This window comes from Halogeometricum pallidum JCM 14848 (assembly GCF_000337095.1).
In the GTDB taxonomy this organism is placed as follows: domain Archaea; phylum Halobacteriota; class Halobacteria; order Halobacteriales; family Haloferacaceae; genus Halogeometricum; species Halogeometricum pallidum.
Genome location: NZ_AOIV01000045.1, coordinates 132,941 through 152,409 on the forward strand (window position 1 = coordinate 132,941; position 19,469 = coordinate 152,409).

24 protein-coding genes are annotated in these 19,469 nt (G+C 68.8%); 15 read left to right on the forward strand and 9 right to left on the reverse strand.

The window, feature by feature from the left end; genetic code table 11:
* Positions 1-54 precede the first annotated feature (54 nt).
* The 4 genes from C474_RS20375 to C474_RS20390 all read right to left on the reverse strand — a co-directional run bounded on the left by C474_RS20375 (position 55) and on the right by C474_RS20390 (position 2,489).
* Entirely contained in the window at positions 55-747 is a 693-nt protein-coding gene (locus C474_RS20375) for a NosD domain-containing protein (protein ID WP_008390212.1), read from the reverse strand.
* Between the two features lie 146 nt (positions 748-893).
* The gene (locus C474_RS20380) at positions 894-1,310 is read right to left on the reverse strand and encodes a methylated-DNA--[protein]-cysteine S-methyltransferase (RefSeq protein WP_049917223.1); all 417 of its coding nucleotides are present in this window, start codon (positions 1,308-1,310) and stop codon (positions 894-896) included.
* 102 nt (positions 1,311-1,412) lie between these two features.
* Positions 1,413-1,913, reverse strand: coding sequence for a pyridoxamine 5'-phosphate oxidase family protein (locus C474_RS20385; protein ID WP_008390214.1), 501 nt, complete (start codon positions 1,911-1,913; stop codon positions 1,413-1,415).
* A 66-nt stretch (positions 1,914-1,979) separates the two neighbouring features.
* Positions 1,980-2,489, reverse strand: coding sequence for a cupin domain-containing protein (locus tag C474_RS20390; RefSeq protein WP_152421722.1), 510 nt, complete (start codon positions 2,487-2,489; stop codon positions 1,980-1,982).
* Between the two features lie 140 nt (positions 2,490-2,629).
* On the opposite strand from C474_RS20390, the gene C474_RS20395 reads away from it, so the two are divergent.
* The 6 genes from C474_RS20395 to C474_RS20420 are packed head-to-tail and all read left to right on the forward strand — an operon-like array spanning position 2,630 to position 10,256.
* Positions 2,630-4,426 (forward strand): vWA domain-containing protein, encoded by a 1,797-nt coding sequence (locus C474_RS20395; RefSeq protein ID WP_008390216.1) that lies wholly within the window; start codon positions 2,630-2,632, stop codon positions 4,424-4,426.
* A complete protein-coding gene (locus C474_RS20400) occupies positions 4,426-6,780 on the forward strand; it encodes a vWA domain-containing protein (RefSeq protein WP_008390218.1) in 2,355 nt (784 codons plus the stop codon). Before C474_RS20395 ends, C474_RS20400 begins: the two co-directional genes overlap by 1 nt.
* Complete coding sequence (locus C474_RS20405; protein ID WP_008390219.1) at positions 6,777-7,379, forward strand: hypothetical protein; 603 nt, start codon at positions 6,777-6,779, stop codon at positions 7,377-7,379. Before C474_RS20400 ends, C474_RS20405 begins: the two co-directional genes overlap by 4 nt.
* Positions 7,379-8,398, forward strand: coding sequence for a DUF7502 family protein (locus tag C474_RS20410; protein ID WP_008390221.1), 1,020 nt, complete (start codon positions 7,379-7,381; stop codon positions 8,396-8,398). The genes C474_RS20405 and C474_RS20410 overlap by 1 nt, the downstream gene beginning before the upstream one ends.
* Before the next feature lie 28 nt (positions 8,399-8,426).
* The gene (locus C474_RS20415; protein ID WP_008390223.1) at positions 8,427-9,371 is read left to right on the forward strand and encodes an AAA family ATPase; all 945 of its coding nucleotides are present in this window, start codon (positions 8,427-8,429) and stop codon (positions 9,369-9,371) included.
* A 24-nt stretch (positions 9,372-9,395) separates the two neighbouring features.
* Complete coding sequence (locus C474_RS20420; RefSeq protein WP_008390225.1) at positions 9,396-10,256, forward strand: DUF58 domain-containing protein; 861 nt, start codon at positions 9,396-9,398, stop codon at positions 10,254-10,256.
* A 29-nt stretch (positions 10,257-10,285) separates the two neighbouring features.
* Here C474_RS20420 and C474_RS20425 read toward each other — a convergent pair whose 3' ends face one another.
* Positions 10,286-10,483, reverse strand: a complete 198-nt coding sequence (locus tag C474_RS20425) for a DUF7501 family protein (RefSeq protein ID WP_049917224.1) — start codon at positions 10,481-10,483, stop codon at positions 10,286-10,288.
* A 186-nt stretch (positions 10,484-10,669) separates the two neighbouring features.
* Between C474_RS20425 and C474_RS20430 the strand changes: the two genes are divergently transcribed.
* From C474_RS20430 to C474_RS20440, 3 genes are read left to right on the forward strand one after another with little or no spacing between them, the layout of a single operon-like run.
* The gene (locus C474_RS20430; RefSeq protein WP_008390230.1) at positions 10,670-12,043 is read left to right on the forward strand and encodes a TIGR00341 family protein; all 1,374 of its coding nucleotides are present in this window, start codon (positions 10,670-10,672) and stop codon (positions 12,041-12,043) included.
* 52 nt (positions 12,044-12,095) lie between these two features.
* Entirely contained in the window at positions 12,096-12,521 is a 426-nt protein-coding gene (locus tag C474_RS20435; RefSeq protein ID WP_008390232.1) for an EamA family transporter, read from the forward strand.
* Between the two features lie 35 nt (positions 12,522-12,556).
* On the forward strand, positions 12,557-13,120 hold the full coding sequence (locus C474_RS20440) for a thioredoxin family protein (protein ID WP_008390234.1): 564 nt from the start codon (positions 12,557-12,559) through the stop codon (positions 13,118-13,120).
* Positions 13,121-13,138: 18 nt separating this feature from the next.
* Here C474_RS20440 and C474_RS20445 read toward each other — a convergent pair whose 3' ends face one another.
* Both C474_RS20445 and C474_RS20450 read right to left on the reverse strand, forming a co-directional pair.
* On the reverse strand, positions 13,139-13,585 hold the full coding sequence (locus C474_RS20445; RefSeq protein WP_008390236.1) for an RNA-binding protein: 447 nt from the start codon (positions 13,583-13,585) through the stop codon (positions 13,139-13,141).
* A 40-nt stretch (positions 13,586-13,625) separates the two neighbouring features.
* Entirely contained in the window at positions 13,626-13,832 is a 207-nt protein-coding gene (locus C474_RS20450; RefSeq protein ID WP_008390237.1) for a DUF1918 domain-containing protein, read from the reverse strand.
* Positions 13,833-13,982: 150 nt separating this feature from the next.
* Between C474_RS20450 and C474_RS20455 the strand changes: the two genes are divergently transcribed.
* The 5 genes from C474_RS20455 (at position 13,983) to C474_RS20475 (ending at position 16,787) form a co-directional block, all read left to right on the forward strand.
* A complete protein-coding gene (locus tag C474_RS20455; protein WP_008390239.1) occupies positions 13,983-14,546 on the forward strand; it encodes an NUDIX domain-containing protein in 564 nt (187 codons plus the stop codon).
* Between the two features lie 63 nt (positions 14,547-14,609).
* Positions 14,610-14,801: a hypothetical protein gene (locus tag C474_RS20460; RefSeq protein ID WP_008390241.1), complete on the forward strand. Its 192-nt coding sequence runs from the start codon at positions 14,610-14,612 to the stop codon at positions 14,799-14,801.
* A gap of 125 nt (positions 14,802-14,926) precedes the next feature.
* Entirely contained in the window at positions 14,927-15,604 is a 678-nt protein-coding gene (locus tag C474_RS20465; protein WP_008390242.1) for a thioredoxin domain-containing protein, read from the forward strand.
* 3 nt (positions 15,605-15,607) lie between these two features.
* Positions 15,608-16,123 carry a TlpA family protein disulfide reductase gene (locus tag C474_RS20470; protein WP_008390243.1) on the forward strand — a complete coding sequence of 172 codons (516 nt, stop codon included), beginning with the start codon at positions 15,608-15,610 and terminating at the stop codon, positions 16,121-16,123.
* 1 nt (position 16,124) lies between these two features.
* The gene (locus tag C474_RS20475; RefSeq protein ID WP_008390244.1) at positions 16,125-16,787 is read left to right on the forward strand and encodes a cytochrome c biogenesis CcdA family protein; all 663 of its coding nucleotides are present in this window, start codon (positions 16,125-16,127) and stop codon (positions 16,785-16,787) included.
* A gap of 76 nt (positions 16,788-16,863) precedes the next feature.
* Here the strand turns inward: C474_RS20475 and C474_RS20480 are convergent, their stop codons facing one another.
* Together C474_RS20480 and C474_RS20485 are read right to left on the reverse strand one after the other, a co-directional pair.
* Positions 16,864-17,256 carry a CBS domain-containing protein gene (locus C474_RS20480; protein ID WP_008390245.1) on the reverse strand — a complete coding sequence of 131 codons (393 nt, stop codon included), beginning with the start codon at positions 17,254-17,256 and terminating at the stop codon, positions 16,864-16,866.
* A gap of 62 nt (positions 17,257-17,318) precedes the next feature.
* Positions 17,319-18,605, reverse strand: a complete 1,287-nt coding sequence (locus C474_RS20485; protein WP_008390246.1) for a DUF7405 family protein — start codon at positions 18,603-18,605, stop codon at positions 17,319-17,321.
* 132 nt (positions 18,606-18,737) lie between these two features.
* Here C474_RS20485 and C474_RS20490 point away from each other — a divergent pair, with 132 nt between their 5' ends.
* The gene (locus C474_RS20490; RefSeq protein WP_008390247.1) at positions 18,738-19,427 is read left to right on the forward strand and encodes an SCO family protein; all 690 of its coding nucleotides are present in this window, start codon (positions 18,738-18,740) and stop codon (positions 19,425-19,427) included.
* Positions 19,428-19,469 lie beyond the last annotated feature (42 nt).

A 19,469-nucleotide genomic window follows, 5' to 3' on the forward strand; every position in this document is an offset into this window, starting at 1 on the left:
CGGCGACGGAGAGAAAGAGTCGTTCGGCGTTCGGTTCAGTTCGGTTCGAGTCGTTCAGTAGTCGTCTTCTTCCTCGGTCGGGGTGGGTGTCGGCGTCGGCGTGGGCGTCGCGGTGGGAGTCGCCGTCGGCGTCTCCTCGGCCGCGCCGGCGTCCGTCTCGTTCTCGGTCACGTGGTCGCCGGCGTAGTTGCTGGCGTACCGGAGGTCGGTGAGTTCCGTACCGGTGTTGTCGTTCTCGTAGATTCCGAGGAGGTTGTTGACGACCATGGAGTCGACCACCCGCGTGCCCTCGGAGTGTTCGATGGACATCCCGTAGGCGCTCGCGCGGAGCGCCGACTCCCGCACGGTCCCGTTCTCGACGTGGCGGAAGTAGACGGCGCGGTTCCAGTCGGTGAAGGTGACGTTCGACACCGTCACGTTCTCGATGGGGTCAACCTCGTTCCCGACGACGGCGACGCCCGTCGTGTCGCTGTTCCCGAGAGCGTCGACCCGGTGGCCGTTGCCCTCGATGTGTACGTCGTCGCTCTCGACGACGATACACGACTGGGAGGAGTAGGTGAAGTGGTCGCCGCCCCCGCCGTTCGTGATGTCGGTCGTCAGTACGTAGCGTCCCGGTTCGGAGATGACGCCGCAGTTGTCTATCTCCCGTACCTGCTCGGATTGGCCCGACGCCGCGGTGCCGAGTGCCGCCGGCGTGAGGAGGAGGACGGCGATGGCCACGACGAGGCCGGTCGAAGTGCGAGTCACGTTGTTCGACCATTTCCGGAGAGGTTGTTATATTCGTCGGCCGACGGCTGATATGTTAATACGGCTGATGTGTCCGGGCGCGGTCAGAATCGGCGTCCCGCGAGTCAGCGCGTCTCCCATGGTTGGAGACGGCGAACCCCGATATATCACTCGAACGTCGCGAGTTTCGTCTGCCGGTTCGCCGCCTCCCCGTCGAGCAGTCGGCGCTTCAGTTCGACGCCGCCCTCGGCCGAGAACCCGACGAGTCGGCCGCCCGCGCCGACGACGCGGTGGCAGGGGACGACCAGCGGAACCGGGTTCCGGCCGCACGCCTGTCCGACGGCGACCGGACTGGTGTCCAACTCGGCCGCGAGTTCGCCGTACGTCCGCGTCTCGCCGTAGGGAATCTCGCTCATCGCCCGCATCACGCGGCCGGTGAACGTGTCGGGGTAGGCCACCTCGACGTCGAACGCCGTCCGGTCGCCGCGTTCGTACTCCCGGACCCGTTCGCGGACCGTCTCCGGGTCCGCGTCGAGGTACGACTCGTCCAATTCCAGCGCCGCCCCATGAACCTCTGCGCGCATGCGCCCCGCTACTCGCCGCGAGGTGATAACTCCGCGCGTCCGGGGTCGACGGCGGGCGCCGCGCCGGCGTCGACGCGGGCGGGAGGCGGTCGACGCGCCCGTTCACGCGCCGTCGTCCCCGAACGTCCACCGCGTCGCGTCCGTCGGGTAGTCGGACCACGCCAGCACCCGCGTCGGTCGAATCGAGAACACGGGCGTCCCGTGGCGGATTCCGTACTTCTCCTCGTAGGCGTCGTTGATTCGGTCCAACCGGCGCGGGTCGGCGTCCTCGTCCAATCGCTCCGCCGCTCCGTCGAGAATCACCACCTCCTCGCCGCTCTCGCGGTGGACCACCACGCGCGGGTCGCGCGAGGCGTTCCGGACCCACCGCGTCCGCCCGCCGCCGCCGCAGTGCAGGCGGCCGTCGACCCAGACGCCCCAGACGGGTCGGGCGTGCGGCCGCCCGTCCGGGAGCGTCGTCGACACCCAGAGCGTCCGGTCGGCGGCCAGTCGCTCGGTCACGAACGACCACGGGAGCAACCCCTCCTCGGAGTCGGGGATGCCGTAACTCTCCTCGGTCTCGGGTCTGTCGCGGCGGGCGTCGGGCGTTCGGTCGTCGTCCATACCTCGCGAGAGGCGTCCGGCGACGATGAACCTCGCGCGCGGGCGAGGCGGACCGACGCGGTTCGACTACGCGCCCGTCTCGTTTCCGTCGTCGGGTCCGGCGCCGAACTGGTCCGTCTCCGCGCCGCAGGCCGCACAGGAGAGCACGTACTCCGTCCGCCCGCCCGACTCCACCGACTCGTACGTCCGGTCGGTCACCGCGCCGCAGGCGGGGCACTCCTCCTCGATGACGGCGCCGTCTTCGTCTTTCGGCGCGCCGACGGCGATGACTTCGGCCGCCTCCGCGCCGTCGTTGCGCGCGCGGTTCTTCTCGCCGGGCGAGACGAAGACGGCGTCGCCCGCCTCCGCGCGGACGGGACCGTCCTCGGTGTCGACGGTTATCGTCCCCGAGACGACGTAGAACAGTTCCTCGTGGTCGGGGTGAGAGTGGTAGCCCCACGGCACCCGTTCGCCCGGCCGCACCTCGTAGACGTTGAATCCGAACGCCGACGCGCCGACGGCTTCGTCGACCTCCTTCTTTCCACTCGTCGGGTTCGGAGCGTCGGGCAGGTCCGACACGGAGACTCGCTTCACCATGCCCGTCTCCTCGGGCGGCCGACCGATAAGTTCGGTGACGGCGCGTCGTCCGAGGGCGACCGGTCGCTCTGTGGAACTGTTCCGTGCGTCGTCATGACATTGGAAAAGACCCATTAGGGGTGCGAACGCCTTCTCTTTCGATGGCCCTCTCCGACGCCTTTCTCACCCCACTCGGGTTCGCCGCCCTCCTAGTGGTGATTCCGATACTCATCTTGTATCTCGTCCGACCGGACCCGAGGCGGGTCCGCCTGCCGACGTACCGGTTTCTCTCCGAGGACCGCCGTGACGTCACGTCCCACCCGCTCTTCGAACGCCTCAAGCGCAGCACGCTGCTCATCCTGCAACTGCTCGCCATCCTGCTGTTCGCGACGGCGCTGGCGTCGCCGTACGTCCCCGTATCGGAGTCCTCGACGGTCGAAGAGACGGTGCTGGTGGTCGACACCAGCGCCAGCATGACCGTCGAGTCGGGCGGCGCGACGCGATTCTCGCGCGCCGTTGACGGCGCCGAGGACGCCGTCACCGGCACCACCTCCGTCGTCCTCAGCGGGTCGGACGCGACCGTCGCCCTCCGGGACGGCAGCCCCGACGAGACGCGGGCGCTCCTGTCGGACCTCTCGGCCACCGCGGCCCCGGGCGACCTCCGCTCGGCCATCTCGACGGCGGCGTCCATCGCCGGCGACGGCTCCCGAATCGTCGTCGTGAGCGACTTCGCCGACGAGAGCGCCTGGGAGGACGCCGTCCGCGTCGCCCGCTCCCGCGGCCTCTCGGTCGAACTCCGCCAGTTCGCCGACGGCGGCGCGAGCAACGTCGGCATCGTCGAGCGGTCGTTCTCCGGCGACGAGGTGACGGTGTCGCTGAAGAACTACGGCGAGGAGTCGGTCACGCGGTCGGTCTCGCTCGGCGGCCAGCGGAAGTCCCTGTCGCTCGGGCCGGGCGACGTCCGCACCGTGACGCTCGGGATTCCCGCCGGCGGCGGCACCGTCAGGCTCTCGCCGGGGGACGACTTCGCCGCGGACGACGTCTCCTACGTCGCCGCCCCCTCCGACGCCGTCGTCGACGTGCTCGTCCTGACGAACGACGAGAACCGTTATCTCACGACGGCGCTGTCCGTCGTCGACAGCGTCGAGGTGACGGTGAAGAACCCGCCCACCTCTGTGACGGAGGAGTACGACGCCATCGTCTACTCGAACGTGGACGGCGGCCGACTGCTCCGAACGAACGTCGAGGCGGGCCGCGAGACTCTCGAAAACGGCGGCGGCGTCGCGATACAGGCGCAGGAGCCGATGCCGGACAGTTACGGCGACCTGCTCCTGCTCGAACCGAACGGAACGGGGACGAACCCGACGCTGCAGACGCCCGCGGAGGCCGAACTGACGCGCGACATCGGCTTCCCGCCGCCGGAGGTGTACCTGACGGGGAGCCTCCGCGAGGGGCGCGCGCTGGTGTCGACGGCCGACGGGTCGCCGCTCATCGCGACCGCAGAGCGCGGGAACGGCCGCATCCTCTACTACGGTTACATCGAGGAGGAGTCGGCGTTCAAGTACGACTACCAGTACCCCGTGTTCTGGAAGCGCGCGATATACGAACTCGCCGGGCGGCCGCCGTTGACCGAACTGAACGCCGAGACGGGCGGACGGCTCTCGTTCGGCAACGAGACGACCGTCTCGACCCCCGAGGGAACCGTCACCGCCGCCGCCGTCCCCCTCGACGGCGCCGGCTTCTACGAGGCGGGCGAGACCCGCTACAGCGCGTCGCTCCTCAGCGAGTCGGAGTCGTCCGTCGCCGCCGCGGACCTCGACGCGGCGGGCAACGAGAGCGTGGCGGCGCGCGAGGAGGAGCGGACCGTCCCCGACCCGCTGACCGAATGGGTCGCACTCGCCGTCTTGGGGGGCGTCGTCCTCGAAGTCGCCTATCTGCGGCGACGGGGTGACCTCTGATGGTCGGCGTCGAACTCTCGGGGCTGACGCTCGGACTCGAACGGCCGCGGTTTCTCCTCGCGGGCGCGGGCGCCGTGGCCGTCCTCTGGGCGCTGATCTGGTACAACGCCCGCGGCACCGCCTCCGAGCGGAGCCGACGGCTGTTCTTCGCCGTCCGCGTCGTTACCGTCGCCCTCATCGTCGTCGGCGCGGCGGGGCCGTACACGGTCCAATCGGCGGAGACGCTCGGCGACCCGCGCGTGAACCTCCTCGTGGACCGCTCGGACAGCACGAACGTCTCGCCGCAACGGGCCGACCAGTTGGCGACGGCCATCGAAGACACGGGGCTGCCGGTGACGACGACGACCATCGCGAACGACGACTCCTCGCCCGTCGGCGAGGGCATCGCGGCGAACCTTCAGGAGAACGGGAGCGTCGTCGTCGTCTCGGACGGGCGGGTGACGGAGGGACGGTCGTTGCAGGAGGTGAGCGAACTCGCCCGCTCGCTGAACGCCAGCGTCTCCGTCGTCTCGCCGGAGGCGAGCGAGACGGAGCGGTACGTGACGCTCAACGGCCCCTCGAAGACCAGCGTCGGCGTCGAGAGCGCGTTCCTCGTCAGCGTCGGCGGCGTCGAGGTGGACTCGCCCGCGACGGTGACCGTCGACGTCGACGGCGAACAGGTGTTCGAGGGGACGGTGGCGAACGCCTCCGACGCGCGGGAGTTCTCCTACACGTTCGAGGAGACGGGGACGCACCGCGTCACCGCGCGCGTCGAGAGCGACGACGAGTTCGACCAGAACGACGTGTTCCGCAAGACGGTCCGCGCCGTCGAGCGACCGAAGATACTGTACGTCTCTCAGCGCTCGTACCCGCTGGAAGACTACCTCGAACAGGTGTACGACGTGGAGACGACCTCTGAGGTGCCGTCGGACCTCTCGCCGTACTACGCCGTCGTGGTGCAGGATATGCCCGCCTCGCAGGCGGGCGACGTCGACGCGCTTCAGGAGTTCGTCATCGACGGCAACGGACTGCTCGTCGTCGGCGGGCCGAACTCCTTCGAGAACGGGGGCTACGAGGGAACCTCGCTGGCGTCGATGCTGCCGGTCACCACCGGTGAGGGGACGGGCCAGTCGACGAACATCGTCCTCGCCGTCGACGTCTCCGGAAGCGCCGACAGCGGCATGCGCGTGCAGAAGGCCGTGGCGCTGTCGGCGCTCGAACAACTCGGCGACCAGAACGACGTGGGCATCGTCGGGTTCAACTACCGCGCCTACAGCGTCGCCGACCTGCAACCGCTCGGGCCGAACCGCGAAGTCCTCTCGGACAGAGTCCGTCGCCTCCAAGCCGGCGGTGCCACGGACATCGCGGCCGGCCTGCGCGGCGCGGGCAAGATGCTCGGCGACGACCCGGGAACCATCATCCTCATCAGCGACGGACAGGACAGACCCGACGAGGCCGTCAGCTACGCGAGCCAACTCCGCGCCGAGGGGCAACGCGTCATCACCATCGGCGCCGGCCAGCGGGTCAACGAGAACACCCTCCGAACCATCGCGCAGACGTCCGGCGGCAGCTACTTCCGCGCGACGCAGACGAACCGGCTCAACATCCTGTTCGGCGGCGCGCAGTCCTACGAGGGCGAGGGACTCGTCGTCGTCGACCCGAACAACTTTGTCACCTCGGGCGTCGAACTGACCGCGAACCCGGGGTCGACGAACGACGTCTCCATCCGGCGCGGCGCGAACTTCCTCGTCGCCAGCGACGACGGGACGCCCGCCGTCGCCACGTGGCGCTACGGACTGGGCCGCGTCGGCACCATCACGACGTACGCCGCCGACGGCAGCCTCGACGGACTGCTCTCCCGACCCGACTCGCTTTTGGTGACGAAGTCGACGAACTACGTCATCGGCGACCCCGAGCGGAAGGCGACGGGTATCGTCGCCATCTCGGACACGCGCGTCGGGTCGCCGACGACGGTGACCTACCGCGGGAGCGAGCGACCGGCCGCCGCGGACGTCTCGTTCCGGCAGGTGGGCGAGGAGACGTACCGCGCGACGGCGACGCCCGACGAAGCGGGCTACCACGAGGTGCTGGACGCCGCCTACGCGGCGAACTACCGGGAGGAGTACGCCGCCTTCGGCCCCGACCCGGCGCTCGAAACGCTGGTGGAGGCGACCGGCGGCCGGGAGTTCTCCGCGACGCAGGCCAACGAGATAGCCGAGTTCACGCGCGAGGAGTCCCGGCGGGTGCGGTCGGTCCGCACCGACTGGACGTGGCTGGCGCTGGCGCTCGCGTTGGCGCTGTTCAGCCTCGACGTCATCTATCGGCGGGTTCAAGTTCGTCGGAGCAGTAGCGCGGGTGAAGGAGGCCTGACATGAGCTTCATCGGCCGCCCGATAAACCTCGCCCTCGTCGCCGTCGTCGCCCTCCTCCTCACCGGAACGGTGGGCGCGACGGTCGTCTATCAGTCGTCGGCGGGTGATCTGGAGGCGCAGAACGAACAGTTGAGAGAGCGGAACCAAGAGCTCCAGCAGGAGCTGACCGAGACCCGCGAACGACTCCAGTCGCTCCAAGAGCGCGTCGACGACCTGAACCAGAGCGTCGAGCGCTCCGAGGGCGACGTGGGGCAGGTCTCCACCGAACTCCAGCGGACCGAGCGACTCCTGAACCAGACCCAACAGAAACTGGCGCGCGCGGAGTCGTCGCTCGAAGAGCGCAACCAGCAGTTGGGAATCGTCCGCGACAACCTCGAAGAGGCGCAGGCGGAGATAGACGACCTCGAAGAGCAGACGGACGCGCTGGAAGCGGAGAACCGCGAGTTGGCCGCCGAGGTGGAGGACCTCGAAACCGAGAACGAACAACTGCAGGAAGAGGCCAACGACCTGCGGGCCGAACGCAACGAGTTCGAAGACGACCTCCAAGCGGTCTGCAACCAGTGGAACACGAGCGCGGACGACAAGCCGCCGGAGTGTCCCTGATGAGTGACGGTGACCGCGACGACGGACGCGAGTTCGACGCGGACTCGGGGTTCGGCCCGGGTCCGGACGCGGCCGGGTCGGTCGACGGCGGCGGTGACTTCGGCGACGACGCCGACGCCCTCGGACCGGCCGCCGGCGACGACGCCGCCTCCCGGATGCGCGGAGCGCTCTCGGAGGTCCGCGAGGAGGCGCGGAAGGTCGCCTTCCTCCACGCCCTCCTCGACGCCGGCCTCGTCGCCCTCGCGGTGAACGTCCTCCTGCGACTGTTCCGTCCGGCCGCTCTCGGCGACGCCGTCGACCTCCCCGGATTCCTCGCGGGCGCGGGCGGCGTCGTCCCGAACACGATTCACACCGCGTCCATCGTCGGCCTCCTCCTGGGCGTCGCCGCGTTCGCCGGGGAGTACCTCCTCCGGACGCGGCGCCCGCTGGTCGAGCAGTTCGAGGCGGGCAACCCGAGCGTCGCCGAGGCGCTCCGGACCGCCCGCGACACCGTCGAAGACGGCGCGAACACCGAGATGGCGCGTCGGCTCTACGAGGACGTCCTCGCCGACCTGCGCGAGACGTCCAGCTTCGAACTCGTCGGGACGCGCCGAGTCGTCGTCACGACGCTTCTCATCGTCCTCGTGAGCCTCGCCAGCATCCAGGTCGCCGTGGTCGACCTCGACCTGACCGACGCCCTCGACGGCGACGACGACGACGCGCCTGTCGAACAGCCGCAACGGACCGAGGCGGAGGACGAACTGCGGGACGGCGACGAGATACTCGGCGACGCCGAGAACGTCTCCGCGGGCGACGAGAGCATCAACGCCTCCGTCCAGGGCTCCGACGAGGGGGAGGGTGAGGGCGGGTCGGTCTCGCCGCCCTCCTCGTACGACGACGGCGGATTCGCCGACGCCGCCGTCGAGGGGCAGGACGCGGGCTACGCCCCGTCGGAGAACATCGAAGACGCCGAACTCATCCGGGAGTACAACCTGCGAATACGCGACGACGACGAAGCGGACGACGAAGACGACACCTGAGGACATCTGACACCATGCCAGCACGACAATGCCAGTAGACGACATCGGCCGAGTACAGGAGCGACTGACCCGCGTCCGCAGCGAGATAGGCAAGCGAATCGTCGGCCAGTCGGACGTAATCGAGCGACTGCTCGTCTGCATCCTCTGCGACGGCAACGCCCTCTTGGAGTCGAACCCCGGTCTCGGGAAGACGACGCTCGTCCGCACCGTCGCCGAGGTGACGGACCTCTCCTTTTCGCGCATCCAGAACACGCCGGACCTGATGCCCTCGGACATCACGGGCACCGAAATCATCCGCGAGTCCGCGCAGGGGCGGGAGTTCGTCTTCGAGAAGGGGCCGGTGTTCGCCAACATCGTCCTCGCCGACGAGATAAACCGCGCGACGCCGAAGACGCAGGCCGCCCTCCTCGAAGCGATGCAGGAACGGCAGGTGACGGCGGCCGGCGAGACGTACGAACTCCCCCGGCCGTTCTTCATCCTCGCCACGCAGAACCCAATCGACCAGGGCGGCACCTACCCGCTGCCGGAGGCGCAGACCGACCGCTTCCTGATGAAGATACTCGTCGACTACCCCTCCGAACCCGAGGAGAACGACATCGTCACCCGCTACACGGGCGGCGCGCCGGACCCCGTGGTCGAACGCGTCCTCTCGCGCGATGAGTTGCAGGCGGCGCAGCGCTTCGTCCGCGAGATGCCGATCGCCGACGACATCCGGAAACGCACGGTCAGACTCGTCCGCTCGACGCGCGAGGAGGAGATGATAGAGTACGGCGCGAGTCCCCGCGCGAGCATGGGTCTCGTCCTCGCGGCGAAGGCGCGCGCGTTCCTCGCCGGTCGGTCGCACGTGAGTTGGGATGACGTGACGGACATGGCGCCGCCCATCCTCCGGCACCGCATCCTGCTCGACTTCCGCGCCGAACGGGAGGGGACGACGCCGGACGACGTGGTGAAGCGACTCGTCGCGGAGCTATGACGGGAGACGGATGACAGACCACCAATGACCATCGACCCGGGCTTCTTCGCGGAACTCGCGCGGTTCGACGCCTCGCTGAAGCGCGTCTCAGAGGACCTCCAGCAGGGCGAACAGGAGTCCCCGAGCGTCGGCGAGGGACTGACGTTCAGCGACTACCGGCGGTACGCTCCGGGCGACGACACCCGACTCATCGACTGGCGAGTGTACGCCCGCACCGAGGAGTACTACGTCAAGCAGTTCGAAGAGGAGCGGAACCTCACCGTCCACGTCCTCGTCGACACCTCGGCGTCGATGGACTACGGCGAGGGCGACGCCCACAAGTTCGAGTTCGGCGCGAAACTCGGTCTCGGATTCGCCTATCTCACCGTCGAGGAGAACAACGAATTCCAGTTCTCGACGTTCCGCGACCGACCGCTCCGCCTCGACACCGGGCGGTCGAGTCGCGGCGACCTCCTGCACGTCGTCGACCTGTTGAACGAGACGGAACTGAGCGGCGAGGCCGACCTGGTCTCCTCGCTGGAGGAGTACGAGAGCAGCATCCGGTCGCGGTCGCTCGTCGTCGTCGTCAGCGACTTTCTCGTCGACCCCGAGGAGGTGGAGGCCGCCGTGGCCGCACTCGGCAACAACGACGTGCTGTTGCTCCAGACGCTCGCGCCCGACGAACTCGACCCGAGTGTCTCCGGGGACACCATCTTCGAGGACCCCGAATCCGAGGAGTCACGGCGGTCGTACTTCGGCGGGTCGCTCGCCGAGCGGTACCGCCGCCGCCTCGAAGCGCACGTCGACGCCGTCGCCGACCGGGGGGAGACGCTCCGCGCGGACCACGTCCTCGTGAACACCGGCGACGACTTCTTCGACGCCTTTTCCGACGTTTGGGTCGGCTGAGCGGCTCTGTGCAGTCTTCGTACCTCCTTCTACCCGGACCACTCGCCGCGCATGTCGTCGGCGACGCTGGTCCGCCACGTCTCGAACCCGCGCTCGCAGACCGGACTCCGCTCTATGTGGGCGAGAAAGCCGGCGCCGGGGTCGTCGAGTTCGGTCCGACAGAACGGACAGCGGTTCGGGTTCTCCCACGTGTACGCGATCTCCGACGGTGGCTGTGGTTGCGACATGAGCTCATCCATGGCATCAAATTAGTTAAAATCTGCCCCTATTCGTACCAGAGAATAACGGATATCTGTTCGAGGACTCAGAAGGTTGAAAATACAAACTTCAGAACGCGCTCGTGTTGTTAGCGCTCGAACCCGTCATTTCGGCGGCAACACGCCTTATCCGTGGCTCTCTCGAACTTCCACGGAGTGAGATTAATCCGGACCCTCATCCACGAGAACGACCGCGAGAACGTCGTGGCCGTCCTCGAAGACGAGAACATCGACTACGTCATCTACGAGGAATCTAGCGGCCGCGGAGACCTGCTCGTCGTCGAGTTTCCCGTGCCCGAGCAGGCGCTCGAAGTCGTCCTCGCGCGGTTCGACGAGGCGGGGCACGACGAACACGCCTACACCGTCGCCGCCGACGCCACGTCGGCGCTCTCGGAGAACATGGGTGAGGTCGAAGACCGGTTCGTCGTCGGCGAGGAGGAGGACAGCAGCATCGCCGTCGAGGAACTCCGCTCGCAGGTTCTCGGTCTCCTGCCGGACGCATTCACCTACTACCTCCTGACGTGTCTCAGCGCCATCGTCGCCACCGCGGGCCTGCTCCTCGACGCGCCGGCGCTGGTCGTCGGTTCGATGGTCATCGCGCCGCTGGTGGGGTCGGCGCTGACCGCGAGTCTCGGGACCGTCCTCGCAGAGCGGGACATGATAATCAAGGGGTTCAGAACGCAGTTGCTCGGATTGGGACTGGCGATACTCGGCTCTATCGCCTTCGGCTACGCCCTCAAGAGCGGTGTCCTGCTCCCGCCCTCGCTGCGCCCTTCGACGACGGCGCAGATCGCACAGCGCATCTCGCCGGGGCTGTTGTCGCTCGTCATCGGGGTCTGCGCCGGCGCCGCGGGGGCCGTCAGCATCGCCACCGGTATCTCGGCCGCGCTGGTCGGCGTGATGATCGCCGCCGCCCTCATCCCCGCCGCCGCGGCGGTGTCCGTCGGGGTGGTCTGGGCGGAGCCCACCATCGCGCTCGGAGCGCTCGTACTCCTCGCCGTCAACGCCGCGTCGATACACGTCTCCGGCGTCGCCGTCTTCTGGTTCCTCGGCTACCGGCCGACCGGGTGGAACCCGGGCAGTCCGCTGTCGAGCATCTCGATACGACAATACGCGCCCTCGTTCGTCGTCGCAGTCGCCCTCCTCGTGGTGTTCGTCACCGCGGGGGGCGCCGTGTGGACGCACGTCGCGTTCAACTACTCGGCGAACGTCGCCGTCGAGGAAACGCTCTCGCAGGATCAGTACGACAGGCTCGAACTCGTGGGGGTGCAGGTCGGATTCAACCCGGGCCCCCGGTTCGCGGAATCGCAGCAGGTGACGGTCACCGTCCGCCGTCCGACCGACGAGAGCTATCCGAGGCTGAGCGAGCGAATCAGGAAGCAGATGGTGGCTGAGAGCGACCGCGAGCCGACTGTGGTCGTCGAGTTCGTGGCGAGTCAGCGCACCCCCTTAGAGCCCGGAACCAAGAACCGCTCGAACGTCGAGGGCGGGGCGGTGCGTCCGGGCGGACGCGGCGCGCCGGCGCTCTGACCGCGACCGCGGGTCGAAACCGTCAACTCCGCCCCGTCGAAACCGCACGACGATGAACTATCTGCCGTGGGCCCTCCTCGCGTTGGGCGCGTACGCGTTCGTCGCGCCGTTGATGAGCGTCGCGACGACGGGGACGCCGAAGATTCCGAGCAACGTCGCCGCCCTGATAGCCAACACCGTCCTCGTCGTCGTGACGGCGGGCGTCGTCGTCTACAACGACGCGGACGCCCTCTCGTACGTGACGCACCCGAAGACGAAGTTCGTCCTCGCGGCCGGCCTCTGTCTCACCGTCGGCATCCTCTCGTACTACCGCGCGCTGTCGATGGGGCCGGTGAGCGTCGTCGCGCCCATCTTCGGAATGTTCCTCGCGCTCAGTTCGCTGGTCGGCATCGTCTTCCTGAACGAGTCGTTCACCGCGCGAAAGGGGCTGGGCATCGCGCTGGCCGTCGTCGCCGTCTACCTCGTCTCCGTCGAGTAACGTCTTTCCGCCTCGCTGCCGTACTCTCGGCCGATATGGTACTGAAGGAATCCGACTCGAAACTGTCGCGCGGCGACGCCGCGCCCGAGTTCTCGCTGCCGGGCGCGGACGGGGGGACGTACTCCCCGGCGTCGTTCGCCGACCGCGAAGCGCTGCTCGTCGTGTTCACCTGCAACCACTGCCCGTACGCGAAGGCGAAGTTCGACGAACTGAACTACCTCGCGCGCTCGTACGACGAACTCGCCGTCGTGGGCATCAACGCCAACGACGCCGAGGAGTACCCCGAGGACTCCCTCGAACGGATGGAGGAACTCGTCGAGGACGGGACCATCGAGTACACGGCGTACCTCCGCGACGATTCCCAGGAGACGGCCCGCGAGTACGGCGCTGTGTGCACGCCCGACCCGTTCCTCTTCGGACGGGAAGAGGGGGAGTTCCGACTGGCGTTCCACTCGCGCATCGACGACGCGATGAGTCCGGACGACGAGGTGACCGACTACGAGATGCGGACGGCCGTCGAGGCGGTCATCGCGGGCGAGGAGATTCCGCTGGACGAGACCCCTTCGCAGGGCTGTTCGATCAAGTGGAAAGACGAGTGAGCTAACGGGCGAGCGAAGCTATTCGCCTTCGTGCATCTCCGCGGCCTGTAACAGCGCCTCCCGCGCGTTCTCGACGGCGGCCTCCTTCTTCGCGGGGTACGCCTCCACCTTCGCGCGGAAGGTGATACCGTCGCCGAGGCGGGCGTCGCCGCCGAACGCCGCCTGCTTGTCCAACCGGAGGAACAGTTCGCAGTTGTCGGTCACGCGCTGGTCGAGTTCCTCGAGGAGTCGGTCGAACGTCGACAGTTCCGACAGCGCCGAGAGGACGTGCCGAACCTCGTCGGCGCGTTCGACGCGGGCCGAGAGGACGACGATTCGGTCGCCGTGGTGGCCGGCGTTCTCGGCGCGTTCGACCTCGAACTCGGGCGGCAGAAAGTTTCGAAGCGCCGCCTCGACGCGCTTCTCGTCTTCGGTCTCGTAGCAGAAGGTCCGCAGGTCGATGTAGTGGAAGGGGACGCGAGCCATCTTCTGTTCCGTCTTCGCGCCCCGGCGGAAAAAGTCCGTCTTATTCCTCGTCGAGTTCGGCTTCGTCGTCGTCGGCCTCGTCGAGTTGGTCGGGCGAGATGCCGACCTCCTGACCCTCGTCGAAGCTGACGACGTACGTTTCGTCGCCGAACATCGTCTCTACGACCTGCGTGATCTTACCGACTTGCCCGTCGAACTCGCTGTGCTTGTCGTGCAGGACGACGGCGTCGCCTTCGTCGAATTCCATATCACGGATGGCGTCCGCGGAGGTGAAAAGTAGACTGGTTCGCCGCGACGACGGCGTTCGCGGTGCCGAAGGCATCTTTAGCCGCGCCCGCGAACGGCAGCGCATGACCCGTATCGACGCGCGACCGACGCGACCGCCCGGCCGCGAACGATGGTCGTAAGCGACCTCTGGTTCCTGGCCGAGGAGGCGAGTCAGCGCGCCGAACAAGCCCACCAGCGACTCCGCGAACGGTACTCGGGCTACCTCGACGACCGCTGCACGCGCCGCGTCTCCCGGAGACGGTTTCGGACGCTCGCGCGCCGCGTGAAGCGCACGGGCGCACCCTACGGCGCGCAGACCATCGTCCGCCGCGACGACGGTGAGGTGCTCCTCGTCCGCCACGAGGGCGTGGACCTGTGGGTCCTCCCCGGCGGCGAGGTGCGCGAGGGCGAGACGTACCGCGAGGCGGCGGTCCGCGAACTGCACGAGGAGGCGGGCATCACGGCCGACTACGGCGGCCTCGCCGTCGCGAGACGCGTCGACATCCGCTGTTCGGAGTGTGAGACGTGGGGCGTCCTCCCGGTGTTCGCCGCCGCCGCGGAGAAGACGACCCTCCGTGTGCGCGACCCCGACGGCGAGATATCCGCCGCGCGGTGGTTCCCCTTCGAGGACCTGCCCGCCGACACCCGGGACCGGGCGGACCTCCTCGCGTGGCGCGACCGGGCGGCGCCCTAGAAGGAGAGGCGCCCTCCCGGCCATCCTTTTCCTTTTGTTCCTCGGAGCCGTCCTCCCGTCACGATGCCCCTCGTGAGCGTTCCCTGTCCCGCCTGCGGCGCGTCGACGTATCTCTCGATTCCCGACGGCAACCGCTTCGTCACGACCGAACCGGGCGAGGGCGAGGGCGACCGGACCGACCTGACCGAGGAGACGTTGACGTGCGAGGACTGCGGGTCGACGTTCCCGGCGCTCCACGGCCCCGCGAACGGCTGATTCGCCGAATCGCGGCCGGGGCGGAGTGGAACCGCCGCCGACCGCCGTCGCTACGCCGTGGTTCGCCTCTGTGACGGCTTCCGGTTCACGGTGAGCATAAATAGCCAGACTCCTTCCACGCACCTATGCGAACGACCCGACGAGCGTACCTCGCCGCGGCCGGCGGCGCCGTCACCGCCACCGCCGGATGTCTCGGCGGCGGGAGCGGAACCGCCGGGATGGCCGACCTCTCCTGCGACGTGGGCCAACTCGACCAGGTGAACTCCCTCCCCCGTCCGTCGCTCGGCCCCGACGACGCCGCGGTCACCGTCAGCGCCTACGAGGACTACGCCTGTCCCCACTGCGCCACCTACAGTCTGAACGTCTTCCCGAAGGTGAAGGAGAACTACATCGACACCGGGAAGATTCGCTACCGCTTCTTCGACTTTCCCCTCCCGGTGAACGAGCAGTGGTCGTGGGGCGGCGCCGTCGCCGCCCGCGCCGTGCAGGACCGCGCGGACGCGGAGACGTTCTTCGAGTACGGCAAGACCCTCTTCGAACGGCAGGGCGACCTGACGAGCGAGGGGTACTCCGTCGTCCACGACGCCGCCGAGGAGTTCGACGTGAACGGCTGCGAAGTCGCCGCGTCCGTCGACCAGGAGACCTACAAGTCGGTCGTCGAGAGCGACCGACAGCGCGCCGTCGACGCGGGGTTCCAGTCGACGCCGACCATCGTCGTCAACGGCGAGACGACCGCCGACCCCAGTTGGAGCACGGTGAAACAGGCCATCGACGGACATCTCAAGTCCGCCTCGAAGTCGTAAGCCGTGAAGCGACGCGAACTCCTCGCGGGTCTCGGCGGTCTCGGCGTCGTCGTCGGCGCGGGGTACGTCGCCCTGAACGGGGTCGGACCCCGCGGCGGACTCCCGCTCACCGTCCGGACGCTCGACGCGCCGGGGTCGACGGCCGGAGAGCGGGCGCTCCCGGTCCCGAACTCGCCGACGGTGCTCGACCTGTTCGCCACGTGGTGTGCGCCGTGCTCCGAGCAGATGGAGTCGCTGACGGCGCTGCACGAGGAGTTCGGCGACCGCGTCGCGTTCGCCTCGGTGACGAACGAACGGTTCGGCGGCGGCCTCTCGGCCGCCGACGTGCGCGCGTGGTGGGCGGACCACGACGGCGCGTGGACCGTCGGACACGACCCCGAGAGCGACCTGATGCGCGAGTTGCAGGCCGGCGGCCTCCCCTTCCTCGCCGTCGCCGACGCCGACGGGACCGTGACGTGGACGCACCGCGGACTCGCCGAGGAGTCGGTCCTGCGCGAGGAGATTCGGGCGGTCCTGTGAGATGACCGCCGCCCCGTTCGTCGGCACCGTCGCCTTCGCCGTCTCCGCGGGCGTGGCCACCTTCCTCGCCCCCTGCGCGTACCCCCTCCTCCCGGGCTACGTCGGCTACTACGTCGGCCGCGAGGACGCGGACCTGCGCGGCGCCGTCGTCCGCGGCACCGCCGCCTCCGTCGGCGCGCTCTCGGCGCTCGGCGCCGTCGCCGCCCTCCTGTTCACCGCCGGGGCAGCCGTCGTCTCCCGACTCGCCCTGCTGGAACCGCTTGCCGGCGCCGCACTGGTCGTCCTCGGGACTCTGTTCGCCCTCGACCGCGGGCCGACGCTCCACCTCCGACTCCCGGCGCGACGCGCCTCCGTCAGCGGGTTCGCCGTCTTCGGTGCCGTCTACGCCCTCGCGGCCGCCGGATGCGTCGTCCCCGTCTTCGTCGGCGTCCTCGCGCAGTCGCTGACGCTTCCGGCCCCCCGAGCGGCCGTCGCCCTCCTCGCGTACGTCCTCGCCGCGGCGGTGCCGCTGGCCGCGGTGACGGTCCTCGGCGCCCTCGGCAGCGACGCCGTCGGCGGCCTCTCGGGGCGCGTCGGGTCGGTTCAACGCGTCGCCGGCGTGGTGATGGTGCTCGCGGGCCTCTGGCAGTTAGCCGTCTCGGCGCGCTTTCTCGGCCTCGTCTGAACCGGCGACCCGTTTTCGGACTCGGCGGGTCCGCGGGGCCACGGCCTGCGGCCCGCCGCCGACGCTCTCAGCCCCGTCAGTCTCCGCTTCCGGAGAGATGTCTCCGAACCTCGTCGACCGTCTGCGGTTGGTGTCGGGCGACGTCGGTCACCGTGACGGTGCCGACGAGTTCGATGCCGTCGCGGACGGGCAGTCGCTTCACGCCGTGCCGCTTCATCTCCTCCAGCGCGCTCGTGACGCTCGCTTTCTCCGTCGTCGTGGCGAGGTCGCGGCTCATCGCTCGGGTGACGGGGAGAGCGGAGAGCGATCCGTCGCCACGGTACGTCTCGCGGAGGGCGTCCGTGCGGGTGACGATGCCGACCGGTCCCGCGTCGACGACGACGACGCTGCCCACTCGCCGGTCCAGCATCTCGCCGACGGCGTCGCGGAGGGTCCCCCCGGCGTCGACGGTCACCACGGGCGAACTCATTATCTTGCATACCGGAGCGGCCGTCGAGAGGGCGAGCAGACCCTTAGCTGTTCGGCGGGCGCTCAGTCGAGTCCCGGCGTCTCGCCGGTCGGCGTCGGTAGCGTCCGCAGGTCCCGGGGCGGGACGAGGAAGTTGCCGCGTCGCTGGACGAAGATATACTCTAAGATACCGTTGTTCACCCGCTGGCGGACGGTCGGCACGTCGGTGAGGTCCGCGCCGTTCATCGCCTCCCGAACCTCCTCGAAGGCGGTGATTCCGCGCTGGAGGCTCGGGAAGTGCAGGTTCGCCTCCCCCTGGTCGGTGGACTCGAAGTGCCGGCGGAGCAGGCGGACGTTGCCCCCCTCGTCGCGGTTCGCGCGCGCGGCCTTCTGCGCGTGACCGACGCGGCCGAACTCCCTCGCGTCGTCGCGAATCGAGTCGAGCATCGCCTCGATGCCGCTGTCGTCGCCGAGGTTCTCGCCGACGCCCTCGACGAGATTCTGCTCGGCGTGCTCCGGGGAGAACATCTCCATCACGCGCTCCTCGAAGTCCTGTTCGTCGTACCAGTCGTCCAGACGCTGGCGGATGTTCGCCACCGTCTTCGTCGTCGCGCCGGCGAACGGCCCCTCCGAGATGGTGACGTACTCCTCGGTAGCTTGGTTCCCGGCGAACCCCGCCTTGAACCCCATGAACAGCGGCGACGCCTCGGGGACCGGGCCGGAGTCGGGGATGCCCTTCAGGTCCCCCTGTCGCTCGGCGGGCATCCCCTCGCCGACGAACCCGGTGCGCCGGTCGGCGACCGTGAACGCGTCCGTCAGGGCTGCCGCCACCTCCTCGCCGTTGACCGTCTCTGTCTCGCCTTTCAGCGCCTCCTCGGCGCCGAGGAGCGCGTCCGGGCGGTCGGAGGCGAGGTGCAGGAGGGCGTCCTGCCGGTCGAACTCGGGCGTCTCGAACGACGAGAGCGCCCGCGGTTCGGGCAGGTCGACTCTCTCCGGGAGCGGTGCGTCGTACCGCGAGAAGTACCGCGGCGAGTAACCGATGGAGTGAACGAGACCCTCGTTGCTCCGCTCGTACGCCCGGTCCAGCGTCGAGAGTGCCGCCTCGACGGTTTCCCGGTCGCCGGCGTTCGGCCGGCCGTCGAGGGTCAAATAGAGAAGGAGTTGATGTCGCGGGAGGACGGTGTTGCCGGCGTCGTCCTCGGGGAGCAGGTCGTTCCACGCGTGCTGTCGGGTCGGAAGCGAGGAGGGGTGGTCCGTCCCCGTCGGAATCGGTTCCTCGGCGCGCGAGGTGCAGGCCGCGAGGGCCGTGGCGCCGCCGACGGCGACGGCGGCCTTCATGAACTCCCGGCGCGACGCGCCACGCTCGAACATAAAGTCGGCTAGGCGTCTCGCGGTGAAGTGGGTTCTGGTGCACCCGTCGGGAGCCCCCTCGTCGCGAACCATCCGTCGAACGCCGGTCGGCGAATCGCATCGTTCTTCACAGATGAACTCAACCCGAACGTCATGGATCGACGGTCGTTCCTCGGCGCCGCGGGACTCGCGGGCGCGACGGGGTTGGCGGGGTGCGTCGGCGAGTCGGTAGCCGGGTTCGGCGACGCGGACCCGAACGTCGCCCTCGGCGAACCCGATAGAGACGAACAGTTGGAGAGTTCGGACCTGCCGTACCCCGCGTGGGGGGAACGGGTCCCGGACGTGACCGTTCCCTACGCGCTCTCGAACGGGAACGTCTCGGTACGAGATATCGACGGACCGCACTTTCACACGTTCTTCTTCACGAACTGCATGACGGTGTGTCCGGTTCTCATCAGCGCCCTCCGGGAGGTGCAGGTGCACTCGGTGAACGAGGGCTACGCCGACGAGGTGTCGTTCTACCCGATATCGTTCGACCCGGCGCGCGACGACGCCGCCGCCTTCAGAAAAGAGGCCGAGCAGATGAACGTCGACATCGACGCGGGCAACTGGCACTTCCTCCGTCCCGACGGCGAGAGCGAGGCGCGGCGCATCGTCGACGACGAGTTCGGCGTCTTCTTCCAGAAGCAGGCGAACGGCGACGACCCGTACATGTTCGCGCACACGAGCGTCGTCCTCCTCGTGAACGGCGACGGTTACGTCGAACGCTCCTACCGGGGCACGCAACCCGACGAGGGGACGATGATAGACGACCTGAAGCGGGTTCGACGCGCCTCCGAGTGAGTCGGGCGGAGCGACGCGATTTTCCCCCGTCGCGCCGACTCG